The sequence below is a fragment of the Erwinia psychrophila genome (assembly GCF_039023475.1).
Taxonomy (GTDB): Bacteria; Pseudomonadota; Gammaproteobacteria; order Enterobacterales; family Enterobacteriaceae; genus Erwinia.
In genome coordinates, this window is record NZ_JBCHVB010000004.1 from 43,806 (window position 1) to 60,838 (window position 17,033).

Annotated in this window: 18 protein-coding genes and 1 pseudogene; 8 read left to right on the forward strand and 11 right to left on the reverse strand. The window is 56.0% G+C overall.

Features of this window, described 5'->3' with window-relative positions; genetic code table 11:
- Positions 1–19: 19 nt before the first annotated feature.
- Genes lldP through lldD form a run of 3 tightly spaced genes read left to right on the forward strand, consistent with a single transcriptional unit; the run spans position 20 to position 3,638 of the window.
- Positions 20–1,675: an L-lactate permease gene (gene lldP / locus AAH446_RS11340; protein ID WP_342906801.1), complete on the forward strand. Its 1,656-nt coding sequence runs from the start codon at positions 20–22 to the stop codon at positions 1,673–1,675.
- Positions 1,672–2,460, forward strand: coding sequence for a transcriptional regulator LldR (gene lldR, locus AAH446_RS11345; protein WP_342906802.1), 789 nt, complete (start codon positions 1,672–1,674; stop codon positions 2,458–2,460). The genes lldP and lldR overlap by 4 nt, the downstream gene beginning before the upstream one ends.
- Positions 2,457–3,638, forward strand: coding sequence for an FMN-dependent L-lactate dehydrogenase LldD (gene lldD / locus AAH446_RS11350; protein ID WP_342906803.1), 1,182 nt, complete (start codon positions 2,457–2,459; stop codon positions 3,636–3,638). Before lldR ends, lldD begins: the two co-directional genes overlap by 4 nt.
- A 59-nt stretch (positions 3,639–3,697) precedes the next feature.
- Here lldD and AAH446_RS11355 read toward each other — a convergent pair whose 3' ends face one another.
- Positions 3,698–3,952, reverse strand: a complete 255-nt coding sequence (locus AAH446_RS11355) for a helix-turn-helix domain-containing transcriptional regulator (protein ID WP_342907117.1) — start codon at positions 3,950–3,952, stop codon at positions 3,698–3,700.
- A gap of 94 nt (positions 3,953–4,046) precedes the next feature.
- Here AAH446_RS11355 and AAH446_RS11360 point away from each other — a divergent pair.
- A pseudogene (locus AAH446_RS11360) lies at positions 4,047–4,400 on the forward strand (IS1 family transposase); the annotation flags it as partial.
- Between the two features lie 170 nt (positions 4,401–4,570).
- Here AAH446_RS11360 and AAH446_RS11365 read toward each other — a convergent pair.
- Positions 4,571–5,173 carry a LysE family translocator gene (locus AAH446_RS11365; protein WP_342906804.1) on the reverse strand — a complete coding sequence of 201 codons (603 nt, stop codon included), beginning with the start codon at positions 5,171–5,173 and terminating at the stop codon, positions 4,571–4,573.
- Between the two features lie 131 nt (positions 5,174–5,304).
- On the opposite strand from AAH446_RS11365, the gene AAH446_RS11370 reads away from it, so the two are divergent.
- Entirely contained in the window at positions 5,305–6,249 is a 945-nt protein-coding gene (locus tag AAH446_RS11370) for a hydrolase (protein WP_342907118.1), read from the forward strand.
- A gap of 1 nt (position 6,250) precedes the next feature.
- Complete coding sequence (locus AAH446_RS11375) at positions 6,251–6,469, forward strand: YheU family protein (protein WP_342906805.1); 219 nt, start codon at positions 6,251–6,253, stop codon at positions 6,467–6,469.
- Here AAH446_RS11375 and AAH446_RS11380 read toward each other — a convergent pair.
- The 7 genes from AAH446_RS11380 to AAH446_RS11410 are packed head-to-tail and all read right to left on the reverse strand — an operon-like array spanning position 6,466 to position 13,662.
- On the reverse strand, positions 6,466–7,851 hold the full coding sequence (locus AAH446_RS11380) for an amidohydrolase family protein (RefSeq protein ID WP_342906806.1): 1,386 nt from the start codon (positions 7,849–7,851) through the stop codon (positions 6,466–6,468). The genes AAH446_RS11375 and AAH446_RS11380 overlap by 4 nt on opposite strands.
- A 9-nt stretch (positions 7,852–7,860) precedes the next feature.
- The gene (locus AAH446_RS11385) at positions 7,861–8,628 is read right to left on the reverse strand and encodes a cysteine hydrolase family protein (RefSeq protein ID WP_342906807.1); all 768 of its coding nucleotides are present in this window, start codon (positions 8,626–8,628) and stop codon (positions 7,861–7,863) included.
- Position 8,629: 1 nt separating this feature from the next.
- Positions 8,630–9,052, reverse strand: coding sequence for a cupin domain-containing protein (locus AAH446_RS11390; RefSeq protein ID WP_342906808.1), 423 nt, complete (start codon positions 9,050–9,052; stop codon positions 8,630–8,632).
- Between the two features lie 3 nt (positions 9,053–9,055).
- Complete coding sequence (locus AAH446_RS11395; RefSeq protein ID WP_342906809.1) at positions 9,056–9,994, reverse strand: ABC transporter permease; 939 nt, start codon at positions 9,992–9,994, stop codon at positions 9,056–9,058.
- Positions 9,991–11,103: an ABC transporter permease gene (locus tag AAH446_RS11400; protein WP_342906810.1), complete on the reverse strand. Its 1,113-nt coding sequence runs from the start codon at positions 11,101–11,103 to the stop codon at positions 9,991–9,993. The genes AAH446_RS11395 and AAH446_RS11400 overlap by 4 nt, the downstream gene beginning before the upstream one ends.
- The gene (locus AAH446_RS11405) at positions 11,087–12,637 is read right to left on the reverse strand and encodes an ABC transporter ATP-binding protein (RefSeq protein ID WP_342906811.1); all 1,551 of its coding nucleotides are present in this window, start codon (positions 12,635–12,637) and stop codon (positions 11,087–11,089) included. Before AAH446_RS11405 ends, AAH446_RS11400 begins: the two co-directional genes overlap by 17 nt.
- A 17-nt stretch (positions 12,638–12,654) precedes the next feature.
- A complete protein-coding gene (locus AAH446_RS11410) occupies positions 12,655–13,662 on the reverse strand; it encodes a BMP family protein (RefSeq protein ID WP_342906812.1) in 1,008 nt (335 codons plus the stop codon).
- A gap of 112 nt (positions 13,663–13,774) precedes the next feature.
- Between AAH446_RS11410 and AAH446_RS11415 the strand changes: the two genes are divergently transcribed.
- The gene (locus tag AAH446_RS11415; RefSeq protein ID WP_342906813.1) at positions 13,775–14,674 is read left to right on the forward strand and encodes a LysR family transcriptional regulator; all 900 of its coding nucleotides are present in this window, start codon (positions 13,775–13,777) and stop codon (positions 14,672–14,674) included.
- A gap of 61 nt (positions 14,675–14,735) precedes the next feature.
- On the opposite strand, the gene AAH446_RS11420 is transcribed toward AAH446_RS11415, so the two are convergent.
- Positions 14,736–15,533 carry a creatininase family protein gene (locus AAH446_RS11420; protein WP_342906814.1) on the reverse strand — a complete coding sequence of 266 codons (798 nt, stop codon included), beginning with the start codon at positions 15,531–15,533 and terminating at the stop codon, positions 14,736–14,738.
- A 173-nt stretch (positions 15,534–15,706) separates the two neighbouring features.
- On the opposite strand from AAH446_RS11420, the gene AAH446_RS11425 reads away from it, so the two are divergent.
- Positions 15,707–16,576, forward strand: a complete 870-nt coding sequence (locus AAH446_RS11425; protein ID WP_342906815.1) for a phosphoribulokinase — start codon at positions 15,707–15,709, stop codon at positions 16,574–16,576.
- Between the two features lie 26 nt (positions 16,577–16,602).
- Here the strand turns inward: AAH446_RS11425 and AAH446_RS11430 are convergent, their stop codons facing one another.
- Positions 16,603–17,007 carry an OsmC family protein gene (locus tag AAH446_RS11430; RefSeq protein WP_342906816.1) on the reverse strand — a complete coding sequence of 135 codons (405 nt, stop codon included), beginning with the start codon at positions 17,005–17,007 and terminating at the stop codon, positions 16,603–16,605.
- Positions 17,008–17,033 lie beyond the last annotated feature (26 nt).

Genomic DNA, 17,033 nt, shown 5'->3' on the forward strand with positions numbered 1-17,033 from the left:
CGTTCTGGAGAGTCCCTGCATGCAAGCCTGGCAACAAGTCTACGACCCCGCAGGTAACATCTGGCTATCGAGCCTCATCGCCGCTATTCCGATTATTTTCTTCTTCTTCGCATTGATTAAACTGCGTATGAAGGGCTACACCGCCGCCACAATTACCGTCGGCCTGGCCTTGTTAGTCGCATTATTTTTCTACCGTATGCCGTTTGACCGCGCGTTATCGTCTGTGGTGTACGGTTTCTTCTACGGGCTGTGGCCAATTGCCTGGATTATTATCGCCGCCGTTTTCGTCTATAAAATCTCGGTAAAAACGGGGCAATTCGACATTATCCGCTCGTCGATTCTTTCCATTACTCCTGACCAACGCCTGCAAATGCTGATTGTTGGCTTCTGCTTCGGTGCATTCCTTGAAGGAGCCGCAGGTTTTGGTGCTCCGGTGGCGATTACCGCCGCATTGCTGGTTGGCCTCGGCTTTAACCCGCTGTATGCCGCAGGTCTTTGCCTGATTGTAAACACCGCTCCGGTGGCGTTTGGGGCAATGGGAATTCCTATTATCGTCGCAGGCCAGGTTACCGGGCTCGACAGCTTTGAAATCGGCCAGATGGTCGGCCGCCAGTTACCGTTCCTGACCATGATTGTGCTGTTCTGGATCATGGCAATTATGGATGGGTGGCGCGGCATTAAAGAGACATGGCCTGCGGTTATCGTCGCGGGCGGTTCGTTTGCTATCGCGCAATATCTTAGCTCAAATTTCCTGGGGCCAGAACTGCCGGATATTATCTCCTCACTGGTTTCACTGGTGTGTTTGACCACGTTTCTGCGCGTCTGGAAGCCAGTTCACATTTTCCGTTTTGGCGATATTGGCGCGTCGGTGACTGACCAGACACTCGTCCGCAAAAACTATACAGCAGGCCAGGTGATTCGCGCCTGGATGCCATTTATCTTTCTGACGGCAACCGTCACCTTGTGGAGTATTCCCCCGTTCAAAGCACTGTTTGCGCCGGGCGGCGCAATGGCTGACTGGGTATTCAATATCTCCGTGCCGTTCCTCGACAAAATGGTCGTCAAAATGCCACCGGTTGTGGCACAAAGCATGGCCTATGCAGCGGTATACAAATTTGACTGGTTCTCCGCAACGGGCACCGCGATTCTGGTTGCGGCACTCATTTCCATGGTTTACCTGCGCATGAAGCCAAAAGCAGCGATTGAGACATTCGGTGAAACACTTAAAGAACTGGCGCTTCCGATTTATTCCATCGGCATGGTGTTAGCCTTTGCGTTTATCTCCAACTACTCAGGCCTTTCGGCAACGCTCGCACTCGCACTGGCGCACACCGGCCATGCCTTTACCTTCTTCTCACCATTCCTTGGCTGGTTAGGTGTGTTCCTGACCGGCTCCGATACGTCATCAAACGCCTTGTTCGCTGCGCTACAGGCCACGACCGCGCAACAAATTGGTGTGTCTGACTTGCTGCTGGTTGCCGCCAACACTACCGGTGGCGTCACTGGCAAAATGATTTCGCCGCAGTCTATCGCTATCGCCTGTGCCGCTGTTGGCCTGGTGGGTAGGGAATCGGACTTGTTCCGTTTTACCGTCAAACACAGCCTGATTTTCACCTGTATGGTCGGTGTCATCACCACACTTCAGGCTTATGTTTTAACCTGGATGATTCCATGATGACCACTCAACCGCGCCTGGCCGACCACCTGGTCGAGCGCGTTAAAGTATTAATTAGTGAGCGTAAACTGGAGGCGGGCATGCGGTTGCCCGCCGAACGCCAACTTGCGGCTGAAATGGGGGTATCGCGGTCATCAATTCGCGAAGCAATTCAAAAGCTGATTAGCGAAGGCATTCTAATTAGTCGCCGCGGTGGCGGTACTTTTGTGCGCCACGAAGTTCAGGCGTGGTCAGAACAACGAATCGTCCAGCCGTTGAAAACCCTGGTGGAAGATGACCCCAATTACCGTTACGACATTTTAGAAGCACGCCACGCGATAGAAGCCAGCACCGCATGGTATGCCGCTCAACGGGCAACACCTGCCGATAAAGAGAAGCTCATCGCCTGTTTTGACGCCACGCTAAAATTCAAAGAAAGCGACGATCCAGATCTCGCGGCCCAGGCTGACGTGCGTTTTCACCTGGCCATTGCCGAAGCCTCACACAACATCGTGCTACTCCAGACGATGCGCGGTTTTTTCGATTTACTGCAATCTTCGGTGATGCACAGCCGCCAGCGTATGTACACCGTGCCGGCTATTTTTGCCGGGCTTACCGAACAGCATAACGAACTGTTGCAGGCCATTCTGGTAGGAGACCCGGAACGCGCTCGTCTGGCGGCGAAAAAGCACCTCGGGTTTGTCCACACCACCATTAAAAACCTGCATGAAGACGAAGCGCGACAGGCGCGAATCAGCCGCCTGCCTGATGAAGACACCGACGTTTTAAGGGACGCAAATCCATGATTATTTCCGCTGCATCTGACTACCGCGCTGCTGCAAAGCGTATTCTGCCGCCATTTTTATTCCACTATATTGACGGTGGTGCCTATGCCGAACACACGCTACGTCGCAACGTTGACGATCTGGCAGAAGTGGCGTTAAAGCAGCGCGTACTTAAAAACATGTCCGCGTTAAGCCTTGAAACCAAACTGTTTAACGAAACGCTGTCGATGCCCGTAGCGCTCGCTCCCGTTGGGTTATGCGGAATGTATGCCCGCCGTGGCGAAGTGCAGGCGGCCAAAGCGGCTGCAGCGAAAGGCATTCCATTTACGCTTTCTACTGTTTCTGTGTGTCCGATTGAAGAAGTGGCACCTGCAATCGACCGCCCGATGTGGTTCCAACTTTATGTCTTAAAAGACCGTGGCTTCATGCGTAATGCGCTGGAGCGTGCGAAAGCTGCCGGGTGTTCAACGCTTGTGTTTACCGTCGATATGCCAACACCAGGAGCGCGTTATCGCGATGCGCATTCTGGTATGAGCGGGCAACATGCTGCATTGCGCCGTTACTGGCAAGCGGTGACGCATCCGCAATGGGCGTGGGACGTGGGCCTGAACGGTCGCCCGCATGATTTAGGGAATATCTCAACATATCTGGGGAAACCCACCGGGCTCGAAGATTACATTGGCTGGCTGGCGAATAATTTCGACCCGTCAATTTCCTGGAGTGACCTGGAGTGGATCCGTGAATTCTGGGATGGCCCAATGATCATTAAAGGCATTCTCGACCCGCAAGATGCGAAAGATGCGGTGCGCTTTGGCGCTAATGGGATAGTGGTATCAAACCACGGTGGCCGCCAACTCGATGGTGTGCTTTCATCCTGCCGCGCCCTGCCCGCCATTGCCGATGCCGTCAAAGGCGATATCGCGATTCTTGCCGATAGTGGTATCCGCAGTGGGCTGGATGTGGTGCGCATGATTGCGCTTGGAGCTGATACCTGTCTGTTAGGCCGCGCTTATTTGTATGCGTTGGCAACCCATGGCCAGGCTGGTGTAACCAACCTGCTGAACTTAATTGAAAAAGAGATGCGTGTGGCGATGACGCTGACCGGCGCTAAAACCATCGCTGAAATCAGCCCGGAATTACTGGTGCGCGAAGGATTCAAAGATATTTTTTCACCACAAGCGATGGTAGTTGGATTTTAATGGCTAAGGTTTGAATAACCAGCAATGCTCGCTGCTGCGCAACGTGGCGAGTATTTCATTCACCCGGTCAACTCAGCAAAATGAATACCCGCCGCATTGATTATTTTTTTAGTGGTGCTGATAGTGGGATTGCCGCGCTCAGAAAGCGTTCTATAGCGCGTTTCGCGTTTCAGTTTGGTTTCGACGGCAATTTTACTAACCCCACCTCGAGCCTCAACCAGGCGGCGTAAAGCTAACAGGAATAGCACTTCACCATTTTCTTCATCCAGCCCCGCAAAAGCGCCTTTGATATACTCAACGGCAAAAGCGGTAATGCTACCAACTTACTGATTTAATATATGATGGTGTTTTTGAGGTGCTCCTTTGGCTTCCGTCTCCGTCTGCTGCCCCTCCTGCTCCGCTACTGAAGGCATTGTGCGTAACCAACGCTGGCTGTTTTATACGTATGACAGGATACGCAAGACGGTCGTGGCACACGTTTTTGGTGCTCGCACCAAAGCCACACTGGAGCGTCTTTTAAGTCTGTTGTCGGCTTTTGACGTGATGGTATGCATGACTGACGGATGGCCGCTGTATGAGTCACGCCTGAAGGGGAAGCTGCACGTCATCAGCAAGCGATACACGCAGCGAATTGAGCGGCATAACCTGAATCTGAGGCAGCATCTGGCAAGGCTGGGCAGGAAGTCGCTGTCGTTCTCAAAACCGGTGGAACTGCATGACAAATTCATCGGGCATTATCTGACGATAAACCATTACCAATAAATTGGAGTCATTACCGCTTTTCCTGCCATTATTGGGGCAATCCCCAGCAGTTAGCAGACACTGTCAGGCGTGAAATTTTTTATTCCGGGAAACAGAGAAAGTGCAGCAGTAGGAATAAAAAAAGCTATCGCCGCTGACGATAGCTTTTACTCTGCATAACGGGGAAATTTTCAGTGCCAGATCAGCAGTACGCAGGCGGCGGTCAGTAATCCCATCGACAGATTAAAGATTTTCCACGCCCGGCGGCTGCGAAGAATACGGCCAATCAGTGAACCAAATCCCAGCCAGATGATGCCGGAAACCAGATTGACCAGCGCCATGCCGATACTGATGGCGATCACCGACTGCCCGTAAGCCTCCCCGGCCAGACTGAAGCTGGCGACCGCGCCCAGCGCCATCAGCCAGGCTTTTGGATTGATCAGCTGGAGCAGCCCCCCCTGCCAGAACGGCATCGGTGCCACGGGCGCCTCTTCCACTTCAAGCTTCTCATAGGCGGCGGTGGCGATTTTCCACGCCAGCCAGAGCAGATACGCGCTACCGGCGATTTTGAGAAAGAGGTGCAGGGAAGGATAAAGCAGAATCAGCCCTCCCACCCCAAATGCCACCATCAGCAGCATAATCTGCATGCCGAGCATGATGCCGAACAGCAGCCAGAGCGATCGCCAGAAACCAAAGTTGGCGCCGGAGGCGGTGAGTAACATATTATTAGGGCCTGGCGTGATCGCGGCGACCCAGAGAAAACCCAGCATAGATAAAAACAAACTCAGTTCCATTTGAACGGATGCTCCTCATCCCATGATCGGTAACAACGTGTCGAAGCTAGCAATGTGACTGGAATCCTACAAGCATTTTGAACATAAATATTCACTCCGCTGATAATACCGGTTTCCGGCCAATGCCGGGCATGAGCAATGCGCATCTGCAAACCCTTCTTCCCCGCCTGGTCCGCCGCCGTCTGCTGCTTCAGCCGCACTGGCAGCGGCTGACGCTGCCGGACAGTGACTTTGTCGATCTCGCGTGGAGCGAAGATCCGCATCAGGCCCGGCATAAGCCAAGAGTGGTGCTGTTTCATGGCCTGGAGGGCAACGTCAGCAGTCCTTACGCTCACGGGCTTTTGCAGGCGTGCAAAGCGCGGGGCTGGCTGGGCGTGGTGATGCATTTTCGCGGCTGTAGCGGCGAGCCAAACCGGCTTGAGCGTATCTACCATTCCGGAGAAACCGGCGACGCGAGCTACTTTTTGCAGTGGCTGCACGATGAGTGGGGCCACGTGCCTACGGCTGCAGTCGGCGTTTCGCTTGGCGGCAATATGCTTGCCTGCCTGATGGGCCAGCAGGGAACCGCCTGCCTGCTGGACGCTGGCGTAGTCGTCTCCGCGCCGCTGATGCTGGAACCGTGCAGCCTGAAGCTGGAGCAGGGCTTCTCCCGTGTCTATCAGCGCTATCTGCTCGGCCTGCTGAAGCAAAATGCCGAACGTAAACTGGTGGCCTGGCCCGGAACCCTGCCGGTCGATCTCACGACGCTGCGGGCGCTTAAGAAACTGCGTGATTTTGATGATGCGATTACTGCCCGTGCGCATGGTTTTCTGGACGCGACGGACTATTATCAGCGCTGTAGCGCGATGCCGCTGCTGCCGGGCGTACGCAAGCCTCTGCTGATCATTCATGCCAAAGACGATCCCTTTATGACAAATGAAGTCATCCCTTCCCCCGGCCTGCTACCCTCTAACGTAGAGTATCAGCTGACTCAGCACGGCGGTCATGTGGGTTTCGTTGGCGGTACTCTGCGCAGACCCCAGATGTGGCTGGAGCAGCGCATCCCCCAATGGCTTTCAACCTGGCTGGAAAATTAACGTGATTATTCCCTGGAAAGAACTCGATGCGGAAACGCTCGATAACCTGATTGAATCCTTTGTGCTGAGGGAAGGCACCGACTATGGCGAACAGGAGCGCTCGCTGGAACAGAAAGTAAAAGACGTCCGCCGCCAGCTAAGCAGCGGTGAAGCGGTTCTGGTCTGGTCGGAACTGCACGAGACGGTAAATATTATGCCTCGCGGCCAGGTAACCGGTTAAAACGAGGAAGAGCGCCATCTTCTGGGCTTATCGTTGCCGCTACGGGCTGCCAGCGAGGCGGCAGCCTGACGGGAACGGCGCAAAACGTCGCGCTGGTTAACCCGGGTTAACGTGCCGTTCCGCATCACTATTTCGCCATCTATAAAGACGTCGGTCACTTCATGACCCAGCGCAGAATAGACCAGCGCGGAAACAGGATGGTGAATCGGTGTCATGGCGGGATGATCCGTGCCAATCACGATAACATCCGCTTTTTTGCCCACTTCAAGCGAGCCCACCAGGTGATCCAGCCCGATCGCCCGGGCGCCATCTATCGTGGCCATCTCGATAGCCTTTTCAGCGGTAATAATTGTGGGATCGCGGTGAACGCCTTTCTGCACCAGCGCTGCCGTTTTCATCGCCTGGAACAGGCTGTGATTGTTGCTGCTGGCTGGGCCATCCGACCCCAGACCCACCGTCAGGCCGGCAGCCAGCATCTCTGGTATAGGTGGAATACCTGAGGCAAGGTAGAGATTACTGCAGGGGTTGTGAGAGATGCGGACGTCATGATGTTTTAATGCGCGGATATCCCGTGAGCTGCACTGAACGCAATGAACGGCCAGCACGTCCGGCCCCAGAAAACCGATATCGCTCAAAAACTCCGTGTCGCTGCTCTGAAAACGCAGCTGCGACTGAGAGATCTCAAAGTCCGTTTCGGCCACATGCGTGGTGATCAGCACCCCGGTTTCATCTGCCAGCGCTCTTGTTCCGCGCAAAACTTTTTCATCCAGCGCCCAGATCATGCTGGGAGCCAGCCCCACTTTTACCCTGCCCTCGGGCCGGTGGTAGCGGTGGATGACCTCGCGCGCATCGGCCAGCGCCGCCTCAGGCGTTTCAATCAGCCCGGCGGGGATGCCATGCTCTGCGCCAGTGGTGAGAAAACCGCGGCAGACATGCCCGCGAATGCCGCTCAGCTCAAAGGCTTCAATGACTTTTGCCGTTAATCCTGGCCGGGGATGCGCATACATAAAGTCAACCAGCGAGGTCACGCCCGACCGGACAGACTCGACGCAACCGTGCAAAGCCGCAGCAAACACATCCTCTTCCGTCAGTGCTACGGCGCTGGGGCCGGTCATGCAGGTAAACCACTTTTTCAGCACCATATCGTCGCCCAACCCTTTCAGCAGGGTCTGGAAAAGATGGGTATGCGTGTTCACCATGCCGGGCATAATAATACTGTCGCGGCAGTCGATAACTTCCGCCTCCGGGTTCGCTGCCTGCAAGGTTGCCCGTGAGCCAATGGCGGCAATGCGGTCACCGCTAATCAGCAGGCTGGCCTGCTCGAAAATGTCGCGGTCCGGATTCATGGTGATTATCCAGCCATCGGCAAGAAGATAGGACAAGAGACCTCCTTAAAGTTGTGGCAAAAGCTCAGCCGAACTCACCACAAAACCAAAGCATTGCTGCACGTTATACAACGTCGCCTCCAGACAAAAAGCGGGAGAAGTGGTGGCGCTACAGTCTTCCAGCAACAGGCAGTCATAACCATGGAAGTTGGCATCCTGCAACGTACAGAGCACGCACTGGTCTGCATTGACGCCGGCAAAAAGCAGCGTGGTGATACCCAGATTGCGTAAAACGCTGTCGAGTACGGTCTCCTGAAAGCCCGACATACGATATTTGCTGATGCGAATATCTTCTGCCGCAGGCCGCAGTTCATCCACCACCTCCGCAGCCCAGCTTCCCTCCTGTAGCACCGGCGATCCGGAGAGAGGCAGCGGATCGCCCAGCCCAACGCTGGCTCCATCCGCGTTATAAACGTGCAGCAAAGCGGGGCTGAGATTGAGCTTGTCAGGCCGGTTGCCCCAGTTAAGCCAGATGACCGGGACGCTGGCTTCACGCAGTGGCGGCAGCAAAGATTGCAGCGGTTCAATGGGTGCTCGCGCTGGCGTGATGTCCACCCCGATATGGCCGAGCCACCCTTCGGGATGGCAAAAGTCATTCTGCATATCGATCACCAGCAGCGCAGTTCGCTGTAAATCAAAAGTGACCTCCCTGCCCCGGCTGCGTAAAGTGACCGGCTCCTGGGGCACGGAAGCACGCACCATATTCACCTCACCAGCAGAGACGCGCCACTGATTGCGCGCCGTGCTTCCCAGAGGATTCAGTCCTGATGACATATCAACCCCCGCTTAATACACGCAAATCTTCTTCATCCAGCGCCATCGGCTGACCGCTGCGAATCAGCTCGGCAAAGCCTTCATCAGGCGTCATCACCGTCAGGGTATAGAGCTTGCTGCTGCCGGTGTTGCGGATCAGGTGCTCATTGCCCGGATGCAGCAGCAGAGCATCCCCTTTTGCAATCGACACTTCATCGCCGTTGCAGCTTGCCACCCCTTGCCCCTCCAGCACGTAGAAAAACTCATGCGCATGCGCATGTTCGTTTGGCGGCGTGGCTCCCCCGACGGTGAAAATCTCCACCACAAAAACGTTTTCGATGCCGTCCTGCTGCCGATCGAACAGCACGGCAAAGTAGTTGGTATCTTCAGGACTGATGCGGAAGACCTGAGCCTCCGCTGGATTGGTCAGACGGAAATTTTTCATCCATTACTCCTTGCGATAAGGCTGGGTTAACGCCGCAGGCTGTACTGTGCGCCCCACAACGCCCGACATGGCGAGGATGGTGAGCAGATAAGGCAGCGCCAGCAGGACCTGCGGGGGAAGGCTGCTTTCAAACAGCTGAAGCGAAAGCTGCAGGGCATCGGCAGCGCCAAAGATAAAAGCGGCAATCAGGGCTTTCACCGGACTCCAGCGACCAAAAATAACGATAGCGAGCGCGATAAATCCCTGACCGCTGACAATATTGTCGCGAAACAGGCCAATCTGAGCCGTCACCAGATAGCTGCCTGCCAGCCCGCCGCCCAGGCAGGAGAGCAGCACAGCCCAGGTACGGATGCGCAATACGTTAAGGCCGGCAGCATGGGCCGCCCTGGGATTCTCACCCACCGCTCGCAGCGAGAGGCCGAAGCGGGTGTGAAACAGGCCGTAGTGAGCGATCCCCACCAGCAGCAGGGTGAGATAGAGCGGCAACGGCTGGCTGAACAGAACTGGCCCGATGCCGGGTAGTGATGAGAGGCCGGGCAGATGAATGGGATCGAGCATTTTGATCACCGGTGAAGAGGTGTTCCCCATCACCAGGGAGTAGATCCAGGTCGCCACGCCTCCGGCGAGAATATTAAAAACAATGCCGATAACTATCTGACTGGCATGCGCACGCAGATAGAGTGCCGCCAGCAACAGGCCAACCATCACCCCGGCAAAGCCTCCGGCGATGAAGCCCAGCGCGGTGGATCCGCTGTAAACAGCGGTCATATAGCTGGCCAGCGCGCCCATCAGAATAGTACCTTCAAGCCCGATGTTCAGCACGCCAGCCCGCTCGGCATAGATCTCTCCCAGCGCCGCCAGGAGTACCGGGCCGGCCAGCCGCACAGCCGCCGCCAGCCAGGTCACAATAAAGGCGGTATCAATCGTCATTACCGTACTCATAATTTCTCCTCCGATAATGAAGAGTGAACGGCTCTGGCAGGCCAGCGCAGACGGTAATAACGTAAAATGTCGCCTGCCAGAATCAGGATCACCACCAGGCTTTGCAGGATCAGCACCACGGAGGTAGGTAAGCCCGTCTGGCGCTGCATGGCGCTTCCACCCACTTCAAGACCGCCATAAAGTATGGCTGTGGGGATCACCAGCAAAGGATTGAGCCTTGCCAGCAGCGCAACGACCACCCCAATAAATCCCACGCCGCCAGAGAGCCCCTCCATCAGACGGTGTTGCACCCCTAATACCGCACAAAGCCCCGCCAGCGCCGCCAGGCCACCGCCTAACAGCACCGCGCTCATTTGCCGCCTGCCAACATCGATCCCGCTGTAGCGGGCCGCTTTTGGGTTCAGCCCGCTCACGATAATTTCGAAACCGGCTGGGGTTGAGCGGATCAGCCACCAGACGTAGAGCGTGGCCACCAGCGCAATGCCCAGCCCCCAGTGCGCCCGCATGCCGTCCATGATAAAAGGCAGCCAACTCTCTTTAGGTAAACGTGGCGTCTGCGGCAGATCGCCCACCGCCCGCATCGGGCCGGAAACCAGATACTGAATTAAAAAGAGGGCGACATAATTTGCCATCAGCGAGATAAGAACGTCATTACCGCCAAACCTTACCCGCAAATAGCCTACCCAGCCTGCCCAGAGCGAACCGGCTGCGAAAGCGGCCAGGATAACCGCGGGCCAGTAGCCCCAAACGGGCAACGCCCACGGCATACCCTGTGGCGTGCCAGACAGCGCCACCCAGCTTGCCGCCGCAGCCCCCACTAAAAAACAGCCTTCAAATCCGATATAGCCCAGCCCTGCCCGCCAGATCACAATCGTGCCGAGCGCGATCAGGATCAGCGGCGTGGCCTGTACCAACGTCAATCCTGCCCCGCGGAGCGACCCGAAAGCTTCGCGAAACAGAAAGCCATAGGCGCTGAGGGGATCGCCGCCAAAGGGAATAAACAGCAGGCCGGCAAGCACGAAAGCCACCAGCATCGCGCCCAGAGTAGTAGCGGCAATGGCCGTGGAGGAGTCCGCTGGAGCCAGCCTTTTTTCAAGCAGCCTGATCATTGTCTGCCCCTGAGGAAAGTTTGCCGCCAGCCATCAGCTCGCCCAGCTTTTCTGGCGTCGCTTCTGAAGCATCAAGAATGCCGGCGATTTGTCCGCTGTACATCACGGCTATGCGGTCAGAAAGATTGAGGATCTCTTCCAGTTCAGCGGAGATCATCACAATGGCGCACCCGCTCTCGCGGGCGGCCAGCAGAGCCTGCCATACGGCCTCTACTGCGCCCACATCCAGGCCTCGCGTAGGCTGCTCAACTATCAGCAGCCGCGGTTTGCGTGCCACTTCCCGGCCCAGAATTAATTTTTGCAAATTGCCGCCGGAGAGTTTTCCCGCTTCGAAGTCGATGTCGGGCGTGCGAACCCGGAAGTGATTAATTATCGCTCTGGCATGAAGAGCGATTTTCTTGCGATCCAGCAGCCAGCCGCGGGCATGCGTAAAAGTTTGCTGCGCGCCCAGCATGGCGTTATCAGCTATAGAGAGGGAAGTAACTGACCCCACGCCACGGCGATCGGCGGGTATAAACCCCACGCCTTTAGCGCGCCGTCCCGCTGTTGAAAGTTCAGTAATATCCTCGGCTCCCAGCCAGATGCGGCCAGCTTCTACTTCACGCAGATTCAGTAAGGCATCCGCCAGTTCCGACTGCCCGTTCCCGTCTACGCCCGCAATGCCCAGGATTTCTCCGGCGGCCACTTTCAGCGAGGCGCGCCAGATCTTTTGCTGTCCCGCTTCATCCCGCACGGCAATATTGTCCACATGCAGCACCTCCTGCCCGGGTTGGCAGGGGGATTTTTCCACCCGCAGCACCACGTCACGCCCGACCATGCGTCGTGCCAGATCGGTTTCTGAGGTTTCAGCCACCGCCACGGTATCGATCATCCTGCCGCCACGCATTACGGAAACGCGGTCAGCTACTGCCATGATTTCATAGAGTTTATGCGTCACAATAATGATCGAGCGACCTTCCGCACGCAGGGATTTCAGCGTGGCGAAAAGCCCGGATTTCTCCTGCGGCGTGAGCACGGCGGTTGGCTCATCCAGGATCAGGACGCTGGCATCACGATAGAGCAGCTTGAGGATCTCCACCCGCTGCTGCACGCCAATCGGTAAATGCTGCACCTGCGCCCAGGGATCGATCGCTAACCCATGTCGATCGGACAGATGTTGCAGGCGGGCAGCGGCCGTCCGTAAATTCAGGTGGCCGCTATGACTCTCTTTCAGTCCGAGGATCACGTTCTCCACCACGGTCATGGGCTGTACCAGCATAAATTCCTGATGCACCATGCCGATGCCGCAGGCGATGGCATCGCCGGGATCGCGTAGCGTAACGGGCTTTCCGGCTATGACGATCTCCCCCTCATCGGGTTGATAAAGCCCATAGAGGATCTGCATCAGGGTACTTTTCCCCGCGCCGTTTTCACCGAGCAGAGCATGAATTTCGCCTGATGCAACCTGCATCGACACACGGTCATTGGCCGTGACGCGCGCAAAACGTTTGGTAATGTTATTGAGCGCAACGCGGACTGGAGGAGCTGGTGTCATGACAGAGGATCCTTTGCTTACACTGCAGGAACGATGCTGCCGTTATCCAGCTGCTGCCAGATAGCCGTGAATTTCTGCCAGGCTTCGGGGCTGACCAGCTTGCTGTTGAACTGCTCGCTGCCATGCACCACAGACCAGGCCTTCGCCACCGTGGGCGACCACTCTTTGCCACCCATAAAGGTTTTTGCCCCGACCGAGTGACCGACCTCCTGCACCATCCAGTCAAGATTCTGTTTCAGACTGCAGGCGATATAATCAGGCGAGACATCTTTTTGATCGGCATAGCAGCCTATGGCTTTGACTTTAGCCGCCGCCGCACCCTGCAGAGCGCCTAATCCGGTGACATCCGCGGCGTGCCAGATAACATCTGCGCCGTTGCCAATCATCGTTGTGGCAGCCTCTCGCCCTTTCGCCGCGTTATCATAGTCGCCGGTGACCACACCCAAACCTTTCACGCCCGGACGCGTTTTTTCCGCGCCAGCAATAAAGGCGCGCATCATCGCCTGCTGCGTGGGGTTGTCACCGCCGCCCACAAAGCCTACGGCTCTGCCCTTATCAGAGATCAGCGCAGCCAGAGCGCCAGCCGCATAGGCAGCCTGCAGGTAAGCCAGGTTGACATACTCCACGTTGTCCACCACCTTCTCGTCAGGTTTAAAGGTGGAGGCGAAGAAGTCAGTATCAGGGTAATCAGGCGCGATTTCCGCAAAGGCGGAGCCATACTCAAAACTGTGGCCAATGATCAGGGTGAAACCGTCATCTGCATAGCCTCTGATCACCTGCTCCATTTGAGCCTGCGGCACGCTTTCGCTCCAGGCGACCGTAAACCCCTCTTTCTTCAGAGCCTGTAACCCCTGGTAAGCCAGCATGCTCCAGCCACCATCGGCAACGGAGCCGGGCAACAACAGCGCTATTTTGATAGTTTTATCGGCGGCCAGCGCGTTGCCGGACAGTAACGGTGCCAGCGTGGGCAGCAACACCGCGCCCGCCAGCATTTTTGCAAATCCCCTGCGACTTACACCTGCCATTTTTTATGCCCCCTCAGCTCAAGATGATTCAGTTATGCCGCGATTTTCGTTACCTTAAAAGCACGTATTTTCGTACTCATTGATGCCTTAAAGGCAACGCACGGAGATTTTCATGCTGCAACATCGGCTCTGGACCTATCTGGATGAGGTCGCTCGCAGTGGGTCAATTCGTAAAGCCGCTGGCCGGCTGCATATCTCTGCTTCCGCCATTAATCGCCAGATCCTGGCGCTGGAGGAGGAGTTGGGGACACCCTTATTCCAACGTCTGCCGCGTAAAATGGTGTTAACAGCCGCGGGGGAAGTGCTGATTCATCACGTGCGGCAAACGTTTAAAGAGCTGGAATGGGCACAAATCAAGATTGAGGAGCTAAAGGGGCTGAGACGGGGCGAGGTCACGGTAGCGATGATGAGCGGGCTGGCAGCCAATCTTATTCCACGTATGGCAGCAGAGTTTCGCAGGGCGAATCCACGCGTAAAACTGATCCTCAGGCAAATGACCACGGGGGAAGATATTACCAGCGCAGTCGCTTCAGGAGAGGCGGATTTAGGGCTGGGGTTCGACTTTGATCTGCCGCCTTCTCTGCGCAAACTGGGCAGTGCGGTGGGCAGACTGGGCGCAGTAGTTGCGCCGGGCCATCCCCTGGCGGATAAAACCAGCCTCCGCCTGAGCGACTGTGTTCCTCATTCTCTGGTTATCGCTGATAAATCGATGGTTATCCGTCCCTATCTGAACGAGCTGTTTTCCAGGGCGATGGTAACTGTGCATCCTGTTATCGAAACAAATTCGATTGAGGTGATGCGCCAGGCCGCGATGGTTGATCAGGCCTTAACTTTTTTAACGCCGTTTGATATCGAATTCGATTTGCGTAGCGGGCGTTTAATCTATATCCCGGTGAGAGAGCTCTCACAGCAGGCGCAGACCTTAATGCTGATAGGGCACGATCGCGGAACCAGCGCCATCGGCAGCGTACTGGCGGAGACGATAAAAACCATGATGAACCAGATGGCGTAATCACCTGAGGAAGCTGCCCTGTTCAGCCATCCGGCAAAACCGGGGCAGCAGTAAGGCGCTCTCAGCGCTGGAAAGAGGGGGTAAAGGCCTGCACTTCCTGAATCAGTTTGATTAAGGCTTCCGCCGCGCGGTCGGTCTCAATCTTTCCGCGCTCCGCGTCAGCCGCCGCCGCGTTTCCGGTGGTCCCGGAGGGGTGAAGGTCTTCAGCCATCCAGCCAAATCCCACGCCGCCTTCAGGCGTCAGAATACCGCCCTTTTCAGCCAGCGCTACGGAGGCGGACACGAAATTTTCGGCATGCGCCATTTGCACCAGCTCGGGATGTAAATGGAGCATCACGCTGGTTTCCGATTCGCCACCGTGGATGCCATGCTGCAACTCTTCAGCGCAAAACAGATCGGCAGAATCGATCGTGCGGAACCAGCTCGCCCCCACGGCAAACATCTTCAGCTCAATCCGCAACTGACGGCAGACAATTTCCATCAGCTGGGGCTGGCCGCCGTGTGAGTTCCAGAAAATAAGCTTGCGGATCCCTGCCCGCCAGGCGCTTTTAGCCACTTCAAACCAGACGTTACCCAGCAGATCATAAGGAAGTGTTAAGGTGCCCGGGAAGTTAAGGTGCTCGTCTGACTTACCGATGGGCAGAGCCGGAAGGATCAGGACCGGCAGATTTTCAGGCATCATCTCCACCGCACGGGCGATGATGCCAGCATTGATCGCCGCATCCACCCTGACAGGCAGATGAGGGCCATGCTGCTCTACGGCCCCAATCGGCAATATGGCGATAACCTTGTCCATTTCCAGCTCGCTGAACTCACGGGTAGAGAGATCCCACCACCAGCGAGAAGAAGGCATATTCATAAAGCGTACTCTCCTGCACAGTTTTTTTCAGTCTGCGCGTTTTTACGTCCTGATTGAAGCAGCAAAATTGCGGCGGAGCGTTGCTTTTTAAGCATCAGAAGGCGGCAGAGATGACATCCACGCCTGAAACATGGTAACAATGCGAAGCGACTTTTCTCAGGGAGTTATCTGCCATGTCAGCTAAACATCCGGTGATTGCCGTTACCGGTTCAAGCGGTGCGGGGACCACAACAACCAGTACCGCTTTCAGAAAAATATTTCAGCAGCTTGGACTGCACGCAGCCGAACTGGAAGGGGACAGTTTTCACCGATTTACGCGCCCCGAGATGGATATGGCGATCCGTAAAGCGCGCGATATGGGTCGCCATATCAGCTATTTCGGCCCCGATGCAAATGACTTCGCGCTGCTGGAAAACACCTTTGTGGAATATGGCCTTAACGGCAGCGGCCAGTCACGAAAATATCTGCACACCTATGATGAAGCCGTGCCATGGAATCAGGTGCCGGGAACCTTTACGCCCTGGCAGCCGCTGCCGGAGCCGACGGACGTGCTCTTCTATGAGGGTCTGCATGGTGGCGTGGTTACGCCGCATAACAACGTCTCGCAGCATGTGGATTTGCTGGTGGGCGTGGTCCCCATCGTTAACCTGGAGTGGATCCAGAAGCTGGTCCGGGATACCAGCGAACGGGGGCACTCGCGGGAAGCCGTTATGGACTCGGTTGTGCGATCGATGGAGGACTACATTAACTTCATTACGCCGCAGTTCTCACGTACCCATATTAATTTCCAGCGCGTCCCTACTGTTGATACCTCGAATCCCTTTGCGGCCCGGGCTATCCCTTCGCTGGATGAAAGCTTTGTGGTGATCCATTTCCAGGCGCTGGAAGATATCGACTTCCCCTACCTGCTGTCGATGCTACAGGGCTCGTTTATCTCCCATATCAATACGCTGGTGGTGCCCGGCGGGAAAATGGGCTTAGCGATGGAGCTGATTATGGGACCGCTGGTCAAACGGCTGATAGAAGGGAAAAAGATTGAGTAAGCCCCGCGCACGGGGCCGGGGGCTGACTATACTGCGATAACTTCATAGCTGTGGGTAATCTCCACGCCTTTGCCCAGCATCAGCGCTACAGAGCAGTACTTCTCGGCAGAGAGATCCACCGCGCGGGAGACTGCTTTGTCGCCCAGCGCCTTACCGGTTACGATAAAATGCAGATTGATATGGGTAAAGAGACGCGGGGCCTCTTCGCGGCGTTCAGAGGTGAGCTTAACCTCACAGTCCGTGACCTCATGGCGCCCTTTTTGCAGAATAGAGACCACGTCAATGGCGCTACAGCTACCGGCCGCCATCAGCACCATTTCCATCGGGCTGGGGGCTTTATCGCCCGCATTGCCATCCATCAGCACCTGATGGCCCGATGAGGATTCTCCCAAAAAGGTCAGCCCCTCTACCCATTTAACACGAGCTTCCATAACAAACTCCTCTAATTCATTCAGTT